General features: G+C 62.1%; 21 protein-coding genes. 9 read left to right on the forward strand and 12 right to left on the reverse strand.

All coding sequences use genetic code 11. From position 1 onward, the window contains the following. Positions 1-150 precede the first annotated feature (150 nt). Positions 151-1158, forward strand: a complete 1008-nt coding sequence (locus tag MESOP_RS28075; protein WP_013896730.1) for a polysaccharide deacetylase family protein — start codon at positions 151-153, stop codon at positions 1156-1158. Positions 1159-1182: 24 nt separating this feature from the next. Here MESOP_RS28075 and sbmA read toward each other — a convergent pair whose 3' ends face one another. The 3 genes from sbmA to MESOP_RS28090 form a co-directional block, all read right to left on the reverse strand. Further along, positions 1183-2445, reverse strand: a complete 1263-nt coding sequence (gene sbmA, locus MESOP_RS28080; RefSeq protein ID WP_013896731.1) for a peptide antibiotic transporter SbmA — start codon at positions 2443-2445, stop codon at positions 1183-1185. A 114-nt stretch (positions 2446-2559) separates the two neighbouring features. Continuing rightward, positions 2560-3720: a YbfB/YjiJ family MFS transporter gene (locus tag MESOP_RS28085; protein ID WP_013896732.1), complete on the reverse strand. Its 1161-nt coding sequence runs from the start codon at positions 3718-3720 to the stop codon at positions 2560-2562. A gap of 121 nt (positions 3721-3841) precedes the next feature. Further along, the gene (locus MESOP_RS28090) at positions 3842-4066 is read right to left on the reverse strand and encodes a hypothetical protein (protein WP_013896733.1); all 225 of its coding nucleotides are present in this window, start codon (positions 4064-4066) and stop codon (positions 3842-3844) included. A gap of 96 nt (positions 4067-4162) precedes the next feature. On the opposite strand from MESOP_RS28090, the gene MESOP_RS28095 reads away from it, so the two are divergent. The 3 genes from MESOP_RS28095 to MESOP_RS28105 are packed head-to-tail and all read left to right on the forward strand — an operon-like array spanning position 4163 to position 6778. Next, the gene (locus MESOP_RS28095; protein ID WP_013896734.1) at positions 4163-5155 is read left to right on the forward strand and encodes a LysR substrate-binding domain-containing protein; all 993 of its coding nucleotides are present in this window, start codon (positions 4163-4165) and stop codon (positions 5153-5155) included. Continuing rightward, entirely contained in the window at positions 5152-6408 is a 1257-nt protein-coding gene (locus tag MESOP_RS28100) for an aminopeptidase (RefSeq protein WP_013896735.1), read from the forward strand. Before MESOP_RS28095 ends, MESOP_RS28100 begins: the two co-directional genes overlap by 4 nt. Before the next feature lie 16 nt (positions 6409-6424). Continuing rightward, the gene (locus MESOP_RS28105) at positions 6425-6778 is read left to right on the forward strand and encodes a DUF488 domain-containing protein (RefSeq protein WP_013896736.1); all 354 of its coding nucleotides are present in this window, start codon (positions 6425-6427) and stop codon (positions 6776-6778) included. Positions 6779-7028: 250 nt separating this feature from the next. Here the strand turns inward: MESOP_RS28105 and MESOP_RS28110 are convergent, their stop codons facing one another. The 8 genes from MESOP_RS28110 to MESOP_RS28145 form a co-directional block, all read right to left on the reverse strand. Further along, positions 7029-7376 carry an ArsC family reductase gene (locus tag MESOP_RS28110; protein WP_041164377.1) on the reverse strand — a complete coding sequence of 116 codons (348 nt, stop codon included), beginning with the start codon at positions 7374-7376 and terminating at the stop codon, positions 7029-7031. A 203-nt stretch (positions 7377-7579) separates the two neighbouring features. Beyond that, the gene (locus tag MESOP_RS28115) at positions 7580-7933 is read right to left on the reverse strand and encodes a nuclear transport factor 2 family protein (protein ID WP_013896738.1); all 354 of its coding nucleotides are present in this window, start codon (positions 7931-7933) and stop codon (positions 7580-7582) included. Between the two features lie 112 nt (positions 7934-8045). Beyond that, the gene (locus tag MESOP_RS28120) at positions 8046-8654 is read right to left on the reverse strand and encodes a 2'-5' RNA ligase family protein (RefSeq protein ID WP_013896739.1); all 609 of its coding nucleotides are present in this window, start codon (positions 8652-8654) and stop codon (positions 8046-8048) included. A gap of 131 nt (positions 8655-8785) precedes the next feature. Beyond that, complete coding sequence (locus tag MESOP_RS28125) at positions 8786-9871, reverse strand: ABC transporter ATP-binding protein (RefSeq protein ID WP_013896740.1); 1086 nt, start codon at positions 9869-9871, stop codon at positions 8786-8788. Then, positions 9861-10469 carry a cupin domain-containing protein gene (locus tag MESOP_RS28130; RefSeq protein ID WP_013896741.1) on the reverse strand — a complete coding sequence of 203 codons (609 nt, stop codon included), beginning with the start codon at positions 10467-10469 and terminating at the stop codon, positions 9861-9863. Before MESOP_RS28130 ends, MESOP_RS28125 begins: the two co-directional genes overlap by 11 nt. Positions 10470-10766: 297 nt before the next feature. Continuing rightward, positions 10767-11846, reverse strand: a complete 1080-nt coding sequence (locus MESOP_RS28135) for an ABC transporter substrate-binding protein (RefSeq protein WP_013896742.1) — start codon at positions 11844-11846, stop codon at positions 10767-10769. Further along, entirely contained in the window at positions 11831-12697 is an 867-nt protein-coding gene (locus MESOP_RS28140) for an ABC transporter permease (protein ID WP_013896743.1), read from the reverse strand. The genes MESOP_RS28135 and MESOP_RS28140 overlap by 16 nt, the downstream gene beginning before the upstream one ends. After that, the gene (locus MESOP_RS28145) at positions 12694-13578 is read right to left on the reverse strand and encodes an ABC transporter permease (protein ID WP_013896744.1); all 885 of its coding nucleotides are present in this window, start codon (positions 13576-13578) and stop codon (positions 12694-12696) included. The genes MESOP_RS28140 and MESOP_RS28145 overlap by 4 nt, the downstream gene beginning before the upstream one ends. A gap of 302 nt (positions 13579-13880) precedes the next feature. Here MESOP_RS28145 and MESOP_RS28150 point away from each other — a divergent pair, with 302 nt between their 5' ends. The 5 genes from MESOP_RS28150 (at position 13881) to MESOP_RS28170 (ending at position 19340) form a co-directional block, all read left to right on the forward strand. Continuing rightward, positions 13881-15038 (forward strand): fumarylacetoacetate hydrolase family protein, encoded by a 1158-nt coding sequence (locus MESOP_RS28150; RefSeq protein WP_013896745.1) that lies wholly within the window; start codon positions 13881-13883, stop codon positions 15036-15038. A 307-nt stretch (positions 15039-15345) separates the two neighbouring features. Then, on the forward strand, positions 15346-16281 hold the full coding sequence (locus tag MESOP_RS28155; protein ID WP_013896746.1) for a substrate-binding domain-containing protein: 936 nt from the start codon (positions 15346-15348) through the stop codon (positions 16279-16281). Positions 16282-16398: 117 nt separating this feature from the next. Beyond that, positions 16399-17385: an ABC transporter permease gene (locus MESOP_RS28160; protein WP_013896747.1), complete on the forward strand. Its 987-nt coding sequence runs from the start codon at positions 16399-16401 to the stop codon at positions 17383-17385. A 3-nt stretch (positions 17386-17388) separates the two neighbouring features. After that, positions 17389-18180, forward strand: coding sequence for an ATP-binding cassette domain-containing protein (locus tag MESOP_RS28165; protein ID WP_013896748.1), 792 nt, complete (start codon positions 17389-17391; stop codon positions 18178-18180). Positions 18181-18317: 137 nt separating this feature from the next. Beyond that, entirely contained in the window at positions 18318-19340 is a 1023-nt protein-coding gene (locus tag MESOP_RS28170) for a LacI family DNA-binding transcriptional regulator (RefSeq protein ID WP_013896749.1), read from the forward strand. A gap of 343 nt (positions 19341-19683) precedes the next feature. On the opposite strand, the gene MESOP_RS28175 is transcribed toward MESOP_RS28170, so the two are convergent. Further along, complete coding sequence (locus tag MESOP_RS28175; RefSeq protein WP_013896750.1) at positions 19684-20274, reverse strand: TetR/AcrR family transcriptional regulator; 591 nt, start codon at positions 20272-20274, stop codon at positions 19684-19686. Positions 20275-20281: the final 7 nt, after the last annotated feature.

Here is a 20281-nt window from a genome sequence, read left to right on the forward strand (position 1 = left end):
CCCGGAGCAAACCGATGTTTGCCTGGGGCAAACGGATGTTTACCCCGGCAAAGCGACGTTTGCCCTGGGGGCAAACCGGCGAAAAGCCCAATCGCATCCGCGCCACATTTAGGCGATAGCCGGCTTGCTGACCCGCCCGGATCCCTGCCCATGTATCGCTCGTCCCGTATTGTTGCGTTCTCGCTTGCCTTGCTCGCCCCTGCCGGCGTCGCTTTGGCCGATCCGCCCGCGCCGCCGACGCCGGCAAAGCCGAAGCAGGTCGTCATCATCTCCTTCGACAGCGCCCGCGACATCTCGCAGTGGAAGCGCAGCCGGGCACTGGCACAGCGCACCGGCGCGCATTTCACCTATTTTCTCTCCTGCGTCTTCCTGCTGTCGCCGGAGACACGCAAGGAATACACCGCGCCGGGCAAGACACCGGGCAAATCCAACATCGGCTTTGCCGCTTCGAAACAGGAAGTGGCCGAGCGGCTCGAACAGATCGGCCTCGCCGCGCATGAGGGCCACGACATCGCCAGCCACGCTTGCGGCCATTTCGACGGCAAGGATTGGAGCAAAGCCGACTGGCTGAAGGAGTTCGGCTCGTTCGAGCACATTCTCGAGAACGCCTATGCGATCAACGGCATCACGCCCGAGCCCACGGGCTGGCGCGAGTTCGCGCGGCATGCGGCTGCCGGTTTCCGCGCGCCCTATCTGTCGACGAGCAAGGCGCTCTACGAGGCACTTCCCGCCGCCCGCTACCAGTTCGACGCCAGCGGCGTCTCGCAAGGCCCTGCCCTGCCGACGGCCAGCAACGGCATCATGCATTTTTCACTGCCGCAGATTCCGGAGGGACCGAAATCACGGCCGGTGATCGCCATGGATTACAATCTTTATGTCAGGCATTCTGGCGGCTTCGAGCGGCCAAGCAAGGCGGACGAGTTCGCCAACCGGACCTACGAAGCCTTTCGCGCCGCCTTCGATGCGCAATACCAGGGCAAGCGCATTCCGCTCGAACTCGGCTTCCACTTTACGCTGATGAATGAGGGCGCCTACTGGAACGCGCTGGAGCGCTTTGCCGGCGAGGTCTGCGTCAAAGCGGATGTCGAGTGCATCAGCTTTCGCGGCTATGTTTCGCGGCAACGCGACGGCGAGAGACAGGCGTCGGTTGGCGGCTGAGCCGCCAACCCGTTCGCCGAAATATCAGGCTGGATCACCTCCGTAGCCTTGACGCTCCATGAAGCGTCTGTCGATGGCCGGCAGCGGCTCACCGTGAATCCTCGCCTCAAAGGCGCGTAGACGCTTGTAGATTGAAAGTAGCTCAACGATCGTTGGCCAGGAATTTACCAGATACTGAAACGACGATCGAACTTGTTCAAAAGAATTTAGAATCTGATTCAGAGCACCGAGCTTGATCTTTCCGGCAACCATCGTCGGAACAAGAACGATATATGGAAAAATGTTATCGATCTGGAGGTAAAATATCCTCGCTACGTTGAAATAGACGTAGTGAAAATATAAGCGGAAATAATTTTTCCGGACATTACTAAATAGCTCCGCTACGGTAGGAGGCTGCGCGCGATTAGTGTCATCCTCACCATAGACTAGTTCCTTGCGGTAGGCGGCTTCGACCCGCTGATTACGAAACTCCAACCCGGGAAGCTTGATACCAACAAGCGCCAAGAACGTCGTTCCGAAGAGCGACCATAGAATTGCTACAACGACTAGTGAGTATGGCACGGCACCGACGATGGGCAACTCTGTTACGTCTCGAGAGAGATGCAGCAGCACAGGCAGAAACGCTATCAGTGTCATGACCGACCCGACCAAGCTTACGCCGAGATCTTCCATCGTGGTGGAGAAACGCATGGTATCTTCCTGCACGCGTTGCGACGCACCTTCGATCGGTCTCAATTTCTCCCAATTATCCATGTAATAATCGTTCATCGCAGTGCGCCAACGAAATATCCAATGGCTGACGAAAAACCTGTTAAGCACCCCGATAAAAACTGCTAGAAGTGCAATCCACATTATTGTCAATAACTGTCCGTAGAAATCCCACGGCGTTGTCGAAAATGGAGTACCCAATGCCTTCTGAATAAGATCATAGAATGGACCGTACCAGTCATTGAAAGCCACACTTACCTGAACTTGATAGTATATGACAAAAAGTATTAATGACGACCCGAGAATTGACCAATTCTGCCAAGGATGCGGCCGATACAAGGCCCAAAATATATAAAAAGTAAAGACAACAGCAGAAAAATACACATAGAACCACAGAAATGGCTTTGACCAAAAAAGTGCAACACCAACAATCTTATCGGTGCCATCACCCAACGGCGGTAATCCAAAAACGGCACCTAACTGTTCGCCCCCAAAAAACCAGAATAGAACGGCCGCAAGGCTCCAGACGGCGGCCGAAGTGAAGAACAGCTTCGGCTGCGGGAAGAAAGATACGAACACTGTGGCGAATTCCTCGATCTATGCGCAAATCAGCGGGTTTGAGCGGGCATAAGGTCACACATTAGGGGGAAAGAAAATGCCTGCCCGATGCCCGGCGCAGAGCAAGACCACAAATCATGGCGATTTTGGCGCAGCCGACCATGTGACGGCGCCGGAGACCAGCAGCATGGCCGCGGCAACGATCGAAGCGAGGAAGAAATTACCCGATGCCTGGGCCAGCAACCCGGCGGCGATCGGACCGATGATCTGGCCGAGACCGAAGGATGCCGTCATCAAGGCAAAGACACGCCGGGGCGCCCTCGGCGCCTGCTGGCGCGCGGCCTGCAGACCAAACGCCGTGATGGCGATGAAGGTGCCACCGAGCAGCAGACCGCCAAGCAGCGGTCCGGAATATCCGCCAAGTGCCACGCTGGCGATGACGCCTATCACTTCGATGAAGCATGCCAGCGCATAGGCGGCGTGAAGCCCGGTCCAGGCCGCGATCTTCTGCCAGAACCAGATCGAGGGAAAGCCGGCAAGGCCAGCGACCATCCACACCATGGCCTCGAAAACACGGCTGCCGCCGCCTTGCCGGACGATGGCGACCAGGAATGTCGCGGTCACCACATAGCCAAACCCGAACAGGCCGTAGGCGACTATGATCTTCATCAGCGATCGGTCTTTCGGCAGCGCCGGCTCGCGTGCGGCCTCGCCATCGGCGAGCGGGCCTTCGTCCGCCAACAGCGCGACGACCACGAAACCGCAGGCCGAAATTGCCGCCGACCACAACCAGCCAGCCGCCCAGCCGGCATGTTCGGCGACCAGCACCGCCATCATCGCCGCCGAGATCGCGATGCCCAAGCCAACGCCGCCAAAATGCCACGCCTGCAGATCGCTGCGTCCCACCGCCGCGATGTGGCTGAAAACGATGCTGGCCATGAAGACCATGACGAAGGCGCTCGCCATGCCGGCCAGAAAGCGGACGGCGAGAAAGGCGGCCATGGCATCGGTCAGCCCCATCAGCGCGGCCAGAATGGTGCTGGCGCCGAGGCCGACCAGCATCAGCGGACGCTCGCGCCCATGCGCCCAACCGCCCGCCGCGGCAAGCGCGCCGAGGAGATAACCAAGATAGTTGGCCGAGGCGATCCAGCCGGCATTGGCCGGCGACAGATGCAGTTCTTCCATCATGCCGGGCAGGATCGGCGTGTAGACGAAACGGCCGATGCCCATGGCGACGGCCATGGCGATCATGCCGGCGAAGGCGTAGCGTAGCGCTGTCGAGTTGGCTGATGTCATTGCAGCGCACAATAAATGCAGGGATTGCTGAAACAATCCGCCATCCGTTGGGCCAGTGCGGCCGCGGAATGCCACGTCGTGGTCGACCTGTCCTGAAACCGGAACGTGCGGGCGCTTCCGCTCAGCAGCGCCCGCCGAAACTGGCGCGCAGTGAAGCGGTCTCATGCGCGGTCCGCCGTGCCGTCAGCCTGAACGGCACATCGCCGAGTTCGCGCTCCGACATGGTGTTCAGCACAGGATGCGAAAGCGGATCGGTCAGCCACCTCTGCGTGTCGCCCTCGCGGCCTGGTTCGTACGGCGAGGCCGCGGCGAACAAGACCTTCAGCGATGACAATATCCTTGGCATTTTCGGCTCCGCCGGTCTGTCTCCCGTCGATAAAATCCGCCGTTTCGATATGCCTTTCAATTGAGATTTCGGCCAGATCGGTTTAGAAAATCTCAAATGAGCGTGCTCAACCGCATCCACCTCAACGGCCTTCGCGCCGTCGAAACCGTCGCCCGTCTCGGATCGCTCGCAGCGGCGGCGAGCGAACTCAATGTTTCTGTCAGCGCCGTCAGCCAGCAGATAAGCCGCACCGAAAAGCAGCTCGGCCAGGCTCTATTCGAGCGCACGACGAGCGGCCTGGTGCTGACCGAATTCGGCACTGTGTTCGCGACCCGGCTCGGCGCGGGGTTTCGCGAGCTGGCCCAGGCGGTGGCGCTGGCCGATGAAGCGACACAATGCACATTGGTGGTTTCGGTGGCGCCGGCCTTCGCGTCGAAATGGCTGCTGCCCAGGCTGTCGCGTCATTTCGACCGGCATCCCAACGTGCTGCTGCGCATCGATGCCTCGGTACGGCTGGCCAATCTCGATCACTCCGACATCGATATCGCCATCCGGCTCGGCGACGGCAAATGGCCGGGCGGGCGGGCGGAACTGCTTTTGGCGCAGGAGGTCTTCCCGGTCTGCGCGCCTGACATCGCCCGCAAACTGAGATCGATCGAGGACCTTGCCCAGACCTGCGCCATCACTGACGAGCGGGCGATGATCAACTGGGAAAGCTGGTTCACCGCGGCCGGCGTCCAGCCCGTCACCTTCCAGAAGGGCGCGCGCTTCACCGATCCGATGCTGTGCCTGGAATCGGCCATTGCCGGCCATGGCGTGATGCTCGGCTGGCAGTTGCTGGCTGCCGATGCGCTGGCCGACGGGCGGCTGGTGGCGCCATTCGGAATCCGCGCCCAGAGCGGGCTCGGCTACTGGCTGGTGACTTCGGCGGAGAAGACCGAGAGCCGCAAGGTCCGCGACTTCAAGGCCTGGATCAAGGAGGAGATCGCGGCGACGATGGCGCAGTTCGGATCCGTGAAGACGGGCCACTCCGGCGCGATCGCGGTGGAAAGCACGGTGGCGCCGGTCTATGTAGGAACGGATATCCAATCAAGGCAGGCAGGATCATGACCACACATTCGCGCGGCGTTTCCGCATCGATCGACCCGGTGAAGCTCGACAGGCTGGCGGAAGTCGCCATCAAGGTCGGATTGCAACTGCAACCCGGGCAGGATCTGGTGCTGACCTCATCGATCGCGGCCCTGCCGCTGACCAGGCGCATCGTCGAGCATGCCTACAGGGCCGGCGCCGGACTGGTGACGCCAATCTTCAACGACGACGAGATGACCCTGGCGCGCTACCGCTTCGGCGCCGATGCCGGTTTCGACCGCGCTGCCGGCTGGCTCTATGAAGGCATGGCGAAGGCCTTTTCCAACAATGCGGCGCGGCTGGCCGTGCGTGGCGAGGATCCCTCGCTGTTGTCGGCGCAAGACCCGGCAAAAGTGGCGCGCGCCAACAAAGCAAACTCGATGGCCTACCAGCCGGCGCTGGAAAAGATCACCGGCTTCGACATCAACTGGAATATCGTTGCCTATCCGGACCTCGCCTGGGCAAAGCAGGTGTTTCCGGACGACGCCGACGATGTCGCGGTGGCCAAGCTCGCCGACGCCATATTCGCCGCCTCGCGGGTAGACGTGGAGGATCCGATCGGCAACTGGAAGGCGCACAATGCAGCGCTGCGCGGCCGGACCGAATGGCTCAACGGCCACAATTTTCACGCGCTGCATTTCACGGGACCGGGCACCGACCTCACTGTCGGGCTGGCGGACGGCCACGAATGGATGGGCGGCGCCTCGACCGCCAAGAATGGCATCACCTGCAATCCCAACATCCCGACCGAGGAGGTCTTCACCACGCCGCATGCGCGGCGCGTCGAGGGTCATGTCTCGTCGACCAAGCCGCTGTCCTACCAGGGCACGCTGATCGACGATATCTCGGTGCGGTTCGAAGAGGGTCGGATCGTCGAGGCAAAGGCATCGAAGGGCGAGAACGTGCTGAAGAAGGTGCTCGACACCGACGAAGGCGCGCGGCGCCTCGGCGAAGTGGCGCTTGTGCCGCATTCATCGCCGATCTCGGCCAGCGGCCTGTTGTTCTTCAACACGCTGTTCGACGAGAACGCCGCCTGCCACATCGCGCTCGGCCAGTGCTATTCCAAGTGCTTCGTCGACGGCGCATCGCTCAGCCAGGACGAGATTGCAGCGCGCGGCGGCAACAAGAGCTTCATCCACATCGACTGGATGATCGGTTCGGACAAGATCGACATCGACGGCGTCCATAAGGACGGCGCCCGCGTGCCGGTGATGCGCAAGGGCGAGTGGGCCTGACGGCACGGAGGGTCGGATGGCTTTCGACCTGGAAGTCAAGCGGATCTATGAACCACCCGCTTCCGATGACGGGCAGCGGGTTCTCGTCGACCGGGTATGGCCGCGCGGCGTCAGCAAGAAGGACGCAGCGCTGACGCAGTGGCTGAAGGACATCGCGCCGAGCGACGAGTTGCGCAAATGGTTCGGCCATGAGCCGGCTCGCTGGGCCGAGTTTCAGAAGCGATATCGCGCCGAGCTGGACGGCAATGACGAGGCGGTGACGCAACTGCGCGGACTGCTCCGCCAGGGTAAGGTAACGCTGCTCTACGGCGCGCATGATGAGGCGCATAACAATGCCGTGGCGCTGGCGGGGTATTTGCGCGCGGGTTGAGGCTTCGTTTCGCAGCGTTGGCGATTGGCGAAAGCCGAGGCGACATCTGATCTCCCTCCTTGCGGGGGAGATGCCCGGCAGGGCAGAGGGGGGTGCTGTCCCTCCAGCCTATCAATCAATCGCAGCGACTTGAGATAGGCTTTCGCAAGAACGAAATTCGTTGGGGCTGGCAATCCTTCACACCCCCCTCTGGCCTGCCGGCCATCTCCCCCGCAAGGGGGGGAGATTGGCAGCGTTGCCGTCTCGCTGCTTACTTCACCGCCTGCTCATAAACATCAGCCTTGAACCCGACCAGAATCCGATCCCCCACCTCCAGCACCGGCCGCTTGATCATCGTTGGCTTGGCCAGCATCAGCGCCTTGGCCTTCTTCTCGTCAAGGTCCTGCTTGTCCTTGTCCGGCAGTTCGCGAAACGTAGTGCTGCCCTTGTTGAGCAGCTTTTCCCAGCCGACCTTGCCGACCCAGCCGTTCAGCTTGCCGGCCTCGATCCCTTCGGCCCGGTAGTCGTGGAACCGGTACGGCACGTCATGGCCCTCCAGCCAGACGCGCGCCTTCTTGATCGTGTCGCAGTTTGTGATGCCGTACATGGTGATCGTCACAGCGCGCTTCCCTTGGGCTGACCGTCGAATCCGTCCCGCGGCGCATGCAGTCACCCGACGGCAAAGAAGTCAAAGACCGCCATTGCTGTGATCTCGACGACGCCTGGTGTGGACGGATGCGCATGGCGGCCAGGGCATTGTCCCGGCCGCCATATTTGTCTTAACCCCGCACCGAGAGCGGGCTCCCGGAAGCCGTTTCGGCCTCAGTAGTAAAAGCGCTCTTCGGTGATCTTGCCGTTCTTGACCGTGTACAGGCCAACCTCATCCATGGTGACACGCTCGCCGGTGGCCTTGGGCGTTATGTCGAACTTGAAGCGCACCGCGAACTGGTCGCCGTTGACATAGGGGCCCTCGACCAAACCGCCATGCACTTCGTTGTTCTCCTGCCACCACTGGCCCTTCTGCTTGAGGGCAGCCTTGCCGCGGCTGACGGCCATCGGCCCGTCCATGGCTTCATAGCTGACGATATCGTCGGCATTGTACTTTTCGGCAGCACCCTCATTGTCACCCTGCTTGAGGCGTTCGGTGAAATCCTTGGCAATTTCCGTGATGGTCATGTGTGTTCCTCCTGTTCGACGCGATGAATGCAAGTAGGGGACAGCTTGCCCGCCTGCCACTGTCGAGCCGATCGATAGCTGACACTTCATGTCAGGACGGATCAGGTGCCGACTACGATGCCTCCATCAAGGGCCAACGGTCCAGGAAGAGATATTTCGTCAGACCGCGCAGGCTGTGAACAAGGATGAAGTCATTGGCAACGAACGTGATCGGTTCGATGGGCTGCCGAGGGACAAACTTTTGATCGTAGGCGAGTGTCAGATGCGGAACGAAATGATCCGGCGCCTTGAGCCCGTTCTTCAGCATCTCGACCCCAAGCAATTTGTGGAGTTCGAAAACTGGTCCATCATCGGCCAGAAGCACAAACGGGTGGCGAGGCGGCCTGCCCCGGGTCGCCGGGCGACCCGGAAAACTGCCGACATGGCCAAACGTGACCTCAAAGGCGGGCATTTGGACATGCCGGCCCGATCGAGACGCTGCAAAGACGACCTTGGACCGCAGCCGTCTGTAGTCGCCGGCATGCCGCAAGCTCAGGTGAAACCGCTCAACCGATAACCGCTTCCCAACAATTCCATGCCGATGACAAAGCTGGTTCTGCAAATCGGCGAAGGGAGCATGGAACCGGGGCTGTAAGAATAACCCGAAGAAGGCACGATCCGGCCGTTTTGGCCGCCATGGCGGCTCGGGAATTCCGAAGTCGAATTCGCCTTGCAGATACATACGCATACGCCCGGCAAGGAACGCTCCTGTTTCGCTCTGTTCTGGAACAAAACAGGAACATTCCTTTCGAGTCAAGCGTCGATTGATCCAAATCCCGCGCTCCGCAATCCTGCCCTTGACCTCAAGAAAGATTAGCTTGGCAGCATGGGACAGCTGGCGCCACGGCGCAGGCTGACATGCGCCACGTCGCCTACGTTGAATTGAAAGCCATCGGCCCGGCGCGGTGCGTCGATCACCACGGGCATTCCCTCCCAAAGTTCGGCGTGCAAGCGCAGCGTGCGGCCGTGAAAGACGATGCTGTTGACGCGCGCCGGCGCCGTGCCCGGCGAGACTTCGGTCGTCGCCAGCAAATCCTCAGGACGCACGCCGATGGTACGCACGTCGCCTTCACCGGGTGACTGGCCGGTTTCAGAAATGGCTTCCAGCGCCAGTGTTCCGGCGGTGAAACGCAGGCGATCGCCGTCGTGGCCGATAAACCGCGACTGCAGGAGATTCATGGTGCCGATGAAGCTCGCCACGAACTTCGTGGCGGGCCGATCATAGAGTGTCGCCGGCGGCGCGATCTGCTCGATGCGGCCCTTGTTCATGACGACGATGCGATCGGAGATCGACAGCGCCTCGGTCTGGTCGTGGGTGACCATGACGAAGGTGGTGCCGAGCCGCGACTGCAGCCGCTTCAGTTCCACCTGCATCTGTTCGCGCAGATGCGCATCGAGCGCCGACAGCGGCTCGTCGAGCAGCAGCACGCGCGGCTCGCAGACGATGGCTCGGGCAAGTGCCACGCGCTGGCGCTGGCCGCCCGACAATTCCAAGACCCGGGCACGAAGCTTGTCGGCGAGACCGACCATGTCCAGGGCTTCGCCGACGCGTTTTGCCTGCTCGCTGCCGGAGAGCTTGCGCAGCGACAGGCCGAAGCCGACATTCTCGGCGACGTTCATATGCGGAAACAGCGCGTAGTCCTGGAACACGGTGTTGACCGGCCGGTCGAAGGGCCGAAGCGCCGTGATGTCGCGCCCGTCAAGCAGCACCTTGCCGCTCGACGGGCTTTCGAAGCCGGCGATGACGCGCAGGCTGGTGGTCTTGCCGCATCCCGATGGCCCGAGCAGCGTAATGAACTCGCCGCTGACGATGTCGAGATCGACGGCGTCGAGCCCGACGATGCCGCCGGGAAAGATCTTCGAGATCGCCTGCAGCCGCACAAGACGATCAGGCGCCATCGCGAACCTCGGACGGTTTCGTGGTGTTGACCCAGAGGATCTGGCACTGCTCGGCGCCGGGATTGCGGAAGGCATGCAAGAGCGTGCTCTTGAAGGCAAAGCTGTCGCCCTCCTTCAGCACGTATTTTGTCGAATCCACCACCAGTTCGACCTCGCCCGCCAGCACGTAGCCGAATTCATGGCCGGCATGCGCATAGGCTTCCGCCGTGCCGCCATTGGCCTCCACGGTCACCAGCATGCCGGTCAGCGTCGCGCCTGGCGGCGACAGCAGCGCCTTGGCGATGCCTTCGGATTTGACGGGAATCGCGCGGCGGCTGTTGGCGCGCACGCAATAGAGATCATTGACTGCGTCGTTGCCGTCGGCGATCAGCGCCGACGGCTCGATGTCGAGTGCTGCCGCAAGCGGCCAGATCACCTTGACACGCAGCGATGACATGCCTCGCTCGATCTGGCTCAGCGCACCGATCGACACTCCGGCTTTTGCCGCCAGTTCGGCCAGCGAAAGGCCGCGCTCCAGCCGCAGCGCCCGCACCCGCCGGCCAACGCGGACGTCTGCATCGTCCTTGGGTTTTTCCGCGGCGTCGTCAAGCATGTCCATGTATGGGTCCTCGTAGTCTTCTCAATCGACGTGGCGCAGCGCCGCTAGGCTCCCCCTTCTCCCCTTGTGGGTGAGAAGCGGTTCGCGCAGCGAACGAAAAGCCAATTGCTTGGCTTTTCGAGCTTCGAACGCCCTGAGCCTGCGAAGGGCCGGGCGTGGTAGCCGATCCACCCTGCTGGGTCCCCGCTGCTTCGCAGCGTCCCAGCGTTCGCCGGCCTTTCATCGTGCCACTGGCACGATGAATTCGCTTACGCGAACCGGCTGCTCACCCCACAAGGGGAGAAGGAAGAACCAGCCTCACCCGCCCGCCTTCACCTTTTCGAACATCTTGGCCATATCGTCATTCTGTTTCATCGGCCCGGTGAAGATCGTGCTTTTCAGCATCACTTCCGGATCGGACGGCAGCTGCAGCTTGTCCAGGTCTTCCTTCGGCACGCCGGCGAAAGCGGTCGAGAGCGAGCTGCCGTAGCCATAAGACTCGATCAGGTATTTGCCGGACTCGGCATCCAGCCGGCTGTTCATGAAATCGTAGGCGAGGTCGACATTCTTGGCGTCCTTGAGCATGACGAAGCCGCAGGCCCAGGTCAGCATGCCTTCCTTCGGTTTCATGAACTCGACCGGCACGCCCTGCTTCTTCAGCGAGGTGGCCGACGCATTCCAGGTCATGGCGGCGACCAGCTGGCCGCTGGCCAAGGCCTGTTCGACCGAGGTCATGTCGGTTGTGTAATTGGAGAGCAGCGGACGCTGCTCGCGCAGTTTCGCCGCCACCTTGTCCATTTGCTCCGGCGTCATGTCGAACGGATTGACGCCGGCCAGAAGCGCGGCAACGATCGGCGTGTCATGCACGGCGTCGATGGTCGCCATGCGGCCGGCATACTGCTTGTCCCACAGCAGGTTCCAGCTCGCTTCCGGGTTCTTCACCAGATCGGTGCGGTAGAGGATCGAGGTGTTGCCCCAGTCCCACGGCACCATCCAGACCTTGCCGTCGCCGGCCTGCAGATCGGGCAGGTTCTTGAATACCGGGAAGATCGAATCCCAGTTCTTGATGCGCTTGGTGTCGATCGGCTGCAGCAGGCCTTCCTTGTTCCAGCGCGCCACCTTGTCATAGCAGGGATGCGCGATATCGGGACGGAAGCCGGCCTTGACCTTGGTGAAGGCGTCATCGTCGTCACCGAATATGGAAGCCTCGACGCCATCGGGGTGCGCGGCGAGGAAACTCTTGTTGAAGTCGGGCAGTTCATAGCCCGACCAGGTGAAATATTGCAGCTTGTCGCCAGCGAAAGCGACGGTCGACGACAGCGCCAACGCCAAAGCGGCGAGGCCGGCCCGGGCCGTCTTTCCGGATATCAGGTCGCCGGATATCAGGTCGAATGCCATTGCAGTTCTCCTCTCTTGGTTTGTTTTGGTTGTGATGGATTCGCGGGTCGCGGCGCGGTCGCTGACAGGCCGCGATGGCGAAGGATCTCGGCAAGGCCGGCGATGACGAAGGACACCGCCAGAATCGATGTGCCCAGCGCCATGACCGTCGGCAGCGACTTCGGAAACCGCAGCTGGCTCCAGATGTAGAGCGGCAGCGTCGGCTCGGTGCCGGCAAGGAAGAAGACGACGATGAATTCGTCGAACGATATCAGGAAGGCCAGCATGAAGGCCGAAACGATGGCCGGCAGGCTGAGCGGCAGCATCACCCGCCGGAAGGTTGTCCAGTCGGACGCGCCGAGGTCGAGGGCGGCCTCGCGAATGGTCTTCGGGATGGCGGCGAAGCGGCTGCGCATGATCACCACGGTTGTCGGCAGCGCCACCAGTATGTGGCCGAGCACGATGGCGATGCGCGACGGTCCGAGGCCGATGAGGTTGATCAGGATCAGCAGCGATATGCCGACGATGACGCCCGGGATCAGGATCGGCAGCCGGGCGATGGCGCTGATGGTGGCGGCCAGCGGCGAGCGGCCATAGAGGTCCATGTAGGACACGGTGATGCCGCAAAGCGTGGCGCCCGTGGCGGCAATGATGCCGATGACGAGGCTGTTGACGAGCGCGCCGGACAGCGCCGAATTGCCGTACAAAGTCGCGTACCATTGCAAGGTGAAACCTTGCAGCGGAAACGCCGCCTGGATCGAGTCGTTGAAGGAAAACAGCGGGATCAGCAGCACCGGCAGATAGAGGAAAAACAGATAGGCGACGACGTAGACGCCAAGCCAGCGGCCGCCACCTTGCGTGCGCGCGCTCATGTGCGGCTGCCAAATCTGCGGTCGGTGAAGCGCGCGACCAGCACCACCGCCAGGATCACCAGCATGACGGCTACGGAGAGTGCTGCTCCAAACGGCCAGTCATTGGCCTTGCCGAACTCAGCCTGGATCAGCGTGCCGATCATCGTGGAGGCCGGGCCGCCGACGAGCGCCGGCGTGACATAGTCGCCGACGGTCGGCACGAAGACGACGAGCGCGGCGGCCAGCACGCCCGGCATAGAATTGGGCAGCACGACCCGGCGGAAGGAGGTGAACGGCCGCGCGCCGAGATCGGAAGCGGCCTCGATCAGCGATTTCGGGATAGTGTCCAGCGCGACATAGATCGGCAGGATGGCGAAGGGCGCATAGGCGTGGGCCAGCGTGACGACGACGGCGGCCGGCGTGTTGAGAAAGGCCAGCGTCGGCTCCGACCAGATGCCGGTTTCGATCAGCGCCGAGTTCAACACGCCATTGTAGGCGAGCACGATCTTCCAGGCGAAGACGCGCAGGAGATAGCTGGTCCAGAACGGCAGCGTCACCAGGAACAAGAGCAGACCGCGCCGCCGCCCGGCGTGGAAAGCGAGATAGTAGGCGACGGGATAGGCAGTGGCGACCGTGGCCAGCGTGACCAGAGCGGCAATCACCAGCGAGCGCAGCGTCACCGTCCAGTAGAGCGGATCGGAGACCACTGTGGCGAAGTTGGCGAGGCTGAAACCGCTGCCCAGCAGCGAGCCGTCATTGTTGCGGAAGGCGAGGAAAAGCACGAGGCCAAGCGCAAACAGGATCAGCAGGAAGGTGACGGCCGCGCCCGGCAGCAGCATGGCGAAGCTGAAGCCCGATGAAGACCGGGCCTTTGGCATCTGGTTTGCAACAAGGGCCGACATCGACCTGTCCGATTTTTGAAATTAGTTGAGAGTTTTTCATATTCATGAAACTGTCAAGTGAAATCCCCCGGCGGGAGCTTTGGCAGGGCTTCCGTTCTTCATGGCCGCGTGCATTTCACACTTTTGAACAAGCGCATCAGTTTTCACGGCATAGGAAGTGACCCTGGAGAGTTGAAACTCTCACAACCGAACGCGGCACCTTTGGATTGCCAATGACGGGATAGACCTTTGAGAGGAATCCGGTGAAAGTGCCGCGCCGATCCGGCCAAGCGCATTTTCGATCATTCGGAGGACCCAACGCCATGACCAACCTGACACATCTGCCGGCCGAAGGCCTGTTTGTCGGGCGCGCCGGCAGCCGAGATGCCTCGCATCCGATGGTGGTCACGGTGCGTGACGGCACCGTCTTCGACATCACGTCGAGCACGGCGCCGACCGTGCGCGATGTCTGCGAAATGGCCGATCCGGCAAAGCACGTGCGCTCGGCCAAGGGCAAGCCGATCGGCTCGCTCGACGACATCGCCGCCAATAGTTTCGAGACCGCGCGCGACCCGGCCAAGCCGTATTTGCTGTCTCCCGCCGACTTGCAGGCGGTGAAGGCGTCCGGCGTGACTTTTGTCGTCAGCCTGCTAGAACGGGTGATCGAGGAACAGGCGCGCGGCTCGGCGGAAAAGGCCGACGCCATCCGCGCCGACATTGCCGGGCTGATCGGCCACGACCTTTCGAAGCTCAAGCCTGGTTCGCCGGCAGCCATGGAGATCAAGGCCAAGCTGATCGCGCGCGGCGCCTGGTCGCAATATCTGGAAGTCGGCATCGGCCCCGATGCCGAGATCTTCACCAAGTGCCAGCCGATGGCCTCGGTCGGCTTCGGCGCCGATGTCGGCCTGCACCCCGTTTCGACCTGGAACAATCCGGAGCCGGAGATCGCCATGATCGCCGCCTCGAGCGGCAGGATCGTCGGCGCCACCATCGGCAACGACGTCAATCTGCGCGATGTCGAAGGGCGTTCGGCGCTGCTGCTCGGCAAGGCGAAGGACAACAACGCCTCCGCGTCGCTCGGCCCCTTCATCCGCCTGTTCGACGACACGTTCACGATCGCCGACGTGAAGAACGCGGTCGTGCGCCTGAAGGTCGAAGGCGAGGACGGGTTCTCGCTGGAGGGCGCGAGCTCGATGGCCGAGATCAGCCGCTCGCCGGAAGAACTGGTTGCCGCTGCCATGGGCCCGCACCACCAGTATCCGGACGGGCTGGCGCTTTACCTCGGAACCATGTTCGTGCCCTCGAAGGACCGCGGCGAAAAGGGCAAGGGTTTTACCCACAAGGTCGGCGACATCGTCACCATCTCGTCGGAGAAATTCGGCGCGCTGGTCAACCGGGTGCGGCTGTCGCCCGATTGCCCGCACTGGACCTACGGCGCCAGCCATTTGATGCGCGACCTCGCCAAGGCCGGCCTGATCTAGCGGTTTCTTCAAGTGGTTCGGTCCTGAAGGGCAGCTATCGCTTGTGGAGCATGCAGCGCCGATCGCACAACCCGCTCGGCTGAGCCTCGACGCCAATCATCCGGCTGCCCGGAAAACCGTCCCAACTGATGCAATCTGATGGGACCGCTGATGGCGCCGCGTCAGCCGACAACTACATCTGCAGATGGAGGCTTGCCATCCGTCGAAAAAGGGAATGCTCTGAGGCATCCGACCGGCGCTGGCAAAAGACGCAATCCGGCTGACGCCGGAACAAGGGACGGATCATCTTCAACCGGGAGGAAATCAAATGCTGACAAGACTGAGACTTGTGCTCTACGGACTGCTGGTCGCGCTGACGCTCGTTCCGGCGGCGGCGCAGGCCAAGACGTTCTACTGGATTTCACATGGCGGTCCGGCCGATCCGGTCTGGACCTACTTCCTGGCCGGCGCCAAGCAATGGGCCAAGGACACCGGCAATACCGTCAACACCTCGTTCCACAATGGTGACGTCGCCTCGCAGCAGGAAGCGGTTCGCGCCGCCCTCTCCGCCAAGGCCGACGGCATCGTCACCACCAGCCCCGACCCGGGCAGCCTTGTCGAGATCGTCAAGGAGGCCCGCGCGGCCAACGTCCCGATCATCAACTTCAACACGCCCGATCCCAAGGCCAATTTCAACGCCTATGTCGGCGGCGACAATGTCACCTTCGGCAAGCATTGGGCGCAGTATCTGGTCGACAAGGGCCTGGTGAAGAAGGGCGACTTCGTCTGGATGCCGGTCGAGATTCCCGGCGCCACCTATGGCGTCCAGGAAGAGGAAGGCATCAAGAGCGTCTTCGGACCGCTCGGCATCACCTATGAAGTGACCGAAGCGACGCTCGACCAGGCCGAGGTGATCAACCGCATGGTCGACTACCTCACCGCCCACAAGGGCAAGGTGAAGGCGATCATCGGCCTTGGCGATCTGGTCACCGGCTCGATCAAGCGGGTATTCGACCAGGTCGGGGTCAAGCCCGGCGAAATTCCGGTCGTCGGTTGGGGCAACTCGCTCGACACAACGCAGGAAGTGCTGAACGGCTATGTCAATGCCGGCCAGTGGCAGGACCCGCAGGCAACCAGCTATGTCGCGCTCTCGCTCGCCAATATGGCCGCGTCAGGCATTCCTCCGGGCTTCAACGTCATCACCGGCGCGCTCTATGAAAAGGACACCGCCGAGGTCTACGACAAGATCCTGTCGGGTAAATAAGATCCGAGACCGAGACGGTCGCGATCGCACCCGCGGTCGCGACTGTCTGTCCATTCGCCGAGCCTGGCTGGATTCCGGTGCAGCGCTCCGCCTCTCCAATCATGTCGCGGGTTATCAGTGGAAAATCATTCGCTCGTCCAACGCCTGATCGCGCGGCCGGAATTCGGTCCCTTCGTGCTCCTGGTCGTCGAAATCGGCGTTTTCTGGAGCTTCAATCACGACTTCCTGTCGCCGCAGAACATCTCCAATACGCTGGCATTCACGGTCGAGCTCGGCCTGATCGCGCTGGCGATGACATTGCTGATGACATCGGGCGAATTCGACCTGTCCGTCGGTTCCCTATTCGGTTTCTCGCCGGTGCTGATGTGGACGCTGTTCAATGCCGGCGTCACCTCGCTGGAGATGGGCTTCGTCGTCGCGCTGGTGGTCGCAGCCTTGATCGGACTGGTCAACGGCTGGTTCGTCACGCAGCTCAAGATCCCGTCCTTCCTGGTCACGCTCGGCATGTTGCTGGTGGTGCGCGGCAGCGCCCTTTTCATCACCGACGGCTTCCCACAGCGCACCTGGAGCGCCGAGGGCAGCTGGCTGGCGGAAGCGCTGGTCGGAGACTTCTTCATCGGGCCGTTCCGCATCTACATGTCGCTGTTCTGGTTCATCGCCGCGGCGATCGCGCTCGGCTACGTGCTGACGCAAAGCCGAACCGGAAACTGGATCCAGGCGGCGGGCGGCAATCCCAACGCGGCGCGCGCCCGCGGCGTCAACGTCAACCGCGTCAAGATCGGCCTGTTCGTGCTGTCATCGGTCATGGCCTCGCTTGCCGGCGTCATCTCCTCGCTGCGCACCTCCGCCGCCAACCCCAACAGCGGCACCGGTTACGAGCTCGAAGTCATCGCCATGGTGGTGATCGGCGGCACGGCGCTGACCGGCGGGCGCGGCACCATCATCGGCACCGTGCTCGGCATCCTGATCCTGCGCGTGATGCGCAACGGCATCGTGCTGATCGGCGTGCCCGGCCTTGCCTACAACATCTTCATCGGCGCGATCATCCTTGGCATGATGGCGCTTCATTCATGGCTGGAACGCCGGCACCAGGCAGGGACTTGAACCATGGCCGAGCCACTGATCCGCATGCAGAACATCCGCAAGTCCTATGGCCGCGTGCAGGCGCTCGAGGACGCCAACTTCCATGTCAACGAACGCGAGATCGTCGGCCTGCTCGGCGACAATGGTGCCGGCAAGTCGACGCTGATCAAGGTGCTCTCGGGTGCCGTGCCGCTGACCAGCGGCGACATCTTCATCCGCGGCAAGAAGGTCGCCCTGCGCAGCACAAGCGACGCCATCGCCCACGGCATCGAGACCATCTACCAGGACTCGGCGCTGGTCACGCAGCTGTCGATTGCGCGCAATCTGTTTCTTGGGCGCGAGCCGATCAAGCCGCCGCGCTTCCTCAACCGCATGGACCAGGAGGCGATGAACACTGTCGCCCGCGACCTGCTCAAGCAGGTCGGCATTTCGAAGAACATCCCGCCGACGACGCCGATCGGCTCGCTCTCCGGCGGCGAGCGCCAGGCAGTGGCGATCGCGCGCGCCATGCATTTCGACAGCGACCTCATCATCCTCGACGAACCGACCAACAATCTCGGCGTTGCCGAAACACAGGGCGTGCTGAGCTTCGTGCGCAGCGCGCGCGATTCCGGCCATTCCTGTATCTTCATTGCGCACAACATCCATCACGTCTTCCAGGTGGTCGACCGCATCGTCGTCATGCGCAGGGGCAAGGTGGTCGCCGACGACATCGACCCGAAGACGACAACCGTGGCGGAAGTCGAACGGATCATCACCGGCATGTCGGACAAGGAAATCCGCGACGCCGTCGCCGACGGCAAGCCGCCGCACTGAAGACGGGCGGAAGCCGTCTTGCCGAAGCAGCCGAATGGACATCGCGGTGATGGGTGGCGATCACCCACCACTCAGACCACATCGCCTGCCACATCATCGGTCTGGTGCGCCATGGCATCGGCGCATAGGGTTGCGGCATGAAGGCCACCGTCTCCGATATCGCCAGGACCTGCGGGCTCTCGACGGCAACGGTCGACAGGGTGCTCAACAATCGGCCGGGCGCCAGCGCCGCCAACCGGCAGCGCGTCATGGAGGCCGCCAAGCAGCTCGGCTATCTGCCGGTCGCCGACCAGGTGACGCTTCCCTCCAAGCCCGCAAACCTCGAATTCTTCCTGCCGATCGGCAGCAACGCCTTCATGCAGGATCTGGCAAGATACATCGAAGACTATGCGTCGCGCCTGCCGCTCGTCGCTTCCTGCCGGATCCACAATCTAGCCGGCATATCGCCGAACGCGCTGCAGACAGCCGTCGAGAACCTGTCGCTGCGGGCCAATGGCGTCGGTGTCATCGCCATCGACCATCCGCGAACCCGCAACATCCTGCGCGACATCGTCGACACCGGCATCCGCCTGGTGACGCTGGTGTCCGATATTCCGGCCGCTCCCCGCTCGGCCTATGTCGGCATCGACAACCGCATGGCGGGACGGACGGCGGCGCTTTTGATGGGACGTTTCCTCGGCGGCCGTGAGGGCCGCCTGGCGATGGTCGTCGGCTCGCGCTCCTATCGCGGCCATGAGGAACGCGAAATGGGCTTCCGTTCCGTGCTCGGCGAGGAGTTTCCCAACCTGACCATCAGCAGCGCTGTCGAGATCAATGACGAGCCCGATGTCAGCTATGCCGAGACGATGAAGGCGCTGCGCAACGAGCCGGAACTGCTCGGCATCTATTGTGTCGGGGCCGGACGCTCCGGCGTCGCGAAAGCCATCCGGGAAGCCAGGCCAAATCGCAAGCCGGTGTTCATCTGCCACGATCTGACCAAGGAAACACGCGGCTATCTCGTCGATGACCTCGCCGATGTCGTCATCGACCAGAACGCCAGGCTGATCGCCGAACAGTCGGTCATCCGCCTGCTTGGCTCGATTGCCTCATCGGCGCCTTATCTCACCCGGAAATTCATCGAACCGCGCCTGATCTTCAGGGAAAACGTTCCGGTTCAATAGGTTAGCGCGCCTGCGCAAGGCGGCTTTGTTCGGATTTGTAGGAGGATTGACGGGTGCTGCGGCAATTCTGCACACCTGCTATGCAACTTTTATGGTTGCCGAATCATTGGGCAACTCGTAGGTTCTGGTTGTCGGCCATCTACTCCTCCCAGATGCGATGCCGGCGCTGAGTGGGGTGCACCTCCTCCCGCACCACATTCGAAATCGAGCCCGCTGCCACCTCCTCCCGGCAGCGGGCTTTTTTCGTTCCGTTGGCAGGAATTGCAGTGCTGCCCGGCGCCAAAGGGCACCAGGCATCGCCTAGATCGCACGACAAGTTGAATGGAACGCGCGGCCGATCACTTCAGCTGGCGGCAGTGCCCCGGAAAGAAACAATCAGCCCCTCGGCCATGCGCACGAACTGCGCGCTTGGCCCTTCGGCGCCCACGGTCTGCACGCTGACACGCGCGCCCTCGAACAGCAGCGACAGCGTATCGGCGAGCAGTTCTACCTGACCGATGCCGGCATCCCGGCACAGCGCCACAAGACGTTCGCGCTGGGCTTCCTTGAGTTCCTTGATCACGCGTCGGGCCGGATGGTCGGGCTCGGTCAGCTCGGCCGCGGCATTGGCCATGTCGCAGCCGCGACCATCGGCATTGAGCATGGCGGCCGCCTTGCGAACCCAGGCGTGAAGCTGCGCGAGCTTGTCGCCCGGAAATTCGGCCTCGAAGGCTTCCCACATCGCGCCGGCCTTGGACGCATTGGCGCGCAGGCATTCGACGATCAGATCGTCCTTGGATTCGAAGTGACGATAAAGCGTCATCTTGTTCGTGCCGGCAGCTTCGGTGATGGCGTCGACGCCAACGCCTTTGATGCCGTGCTTGTGGAACATGTCACGCGCCGTCTCCAGGATCCGATCCCGGGGACGAGGGCGCTCCACGACGCCGTCTGTCATCATGATC

The organism is Mesorhizobium opportunistum WSM2075, assembly GCF_000176035.2.
Lineage (GTDB): Bacteria > Pseudomonadota > Alphaproteobacteria > Rhizobiales > Rhizobiaceae > Mesorhizobium > Mesorhizobium opportunistum.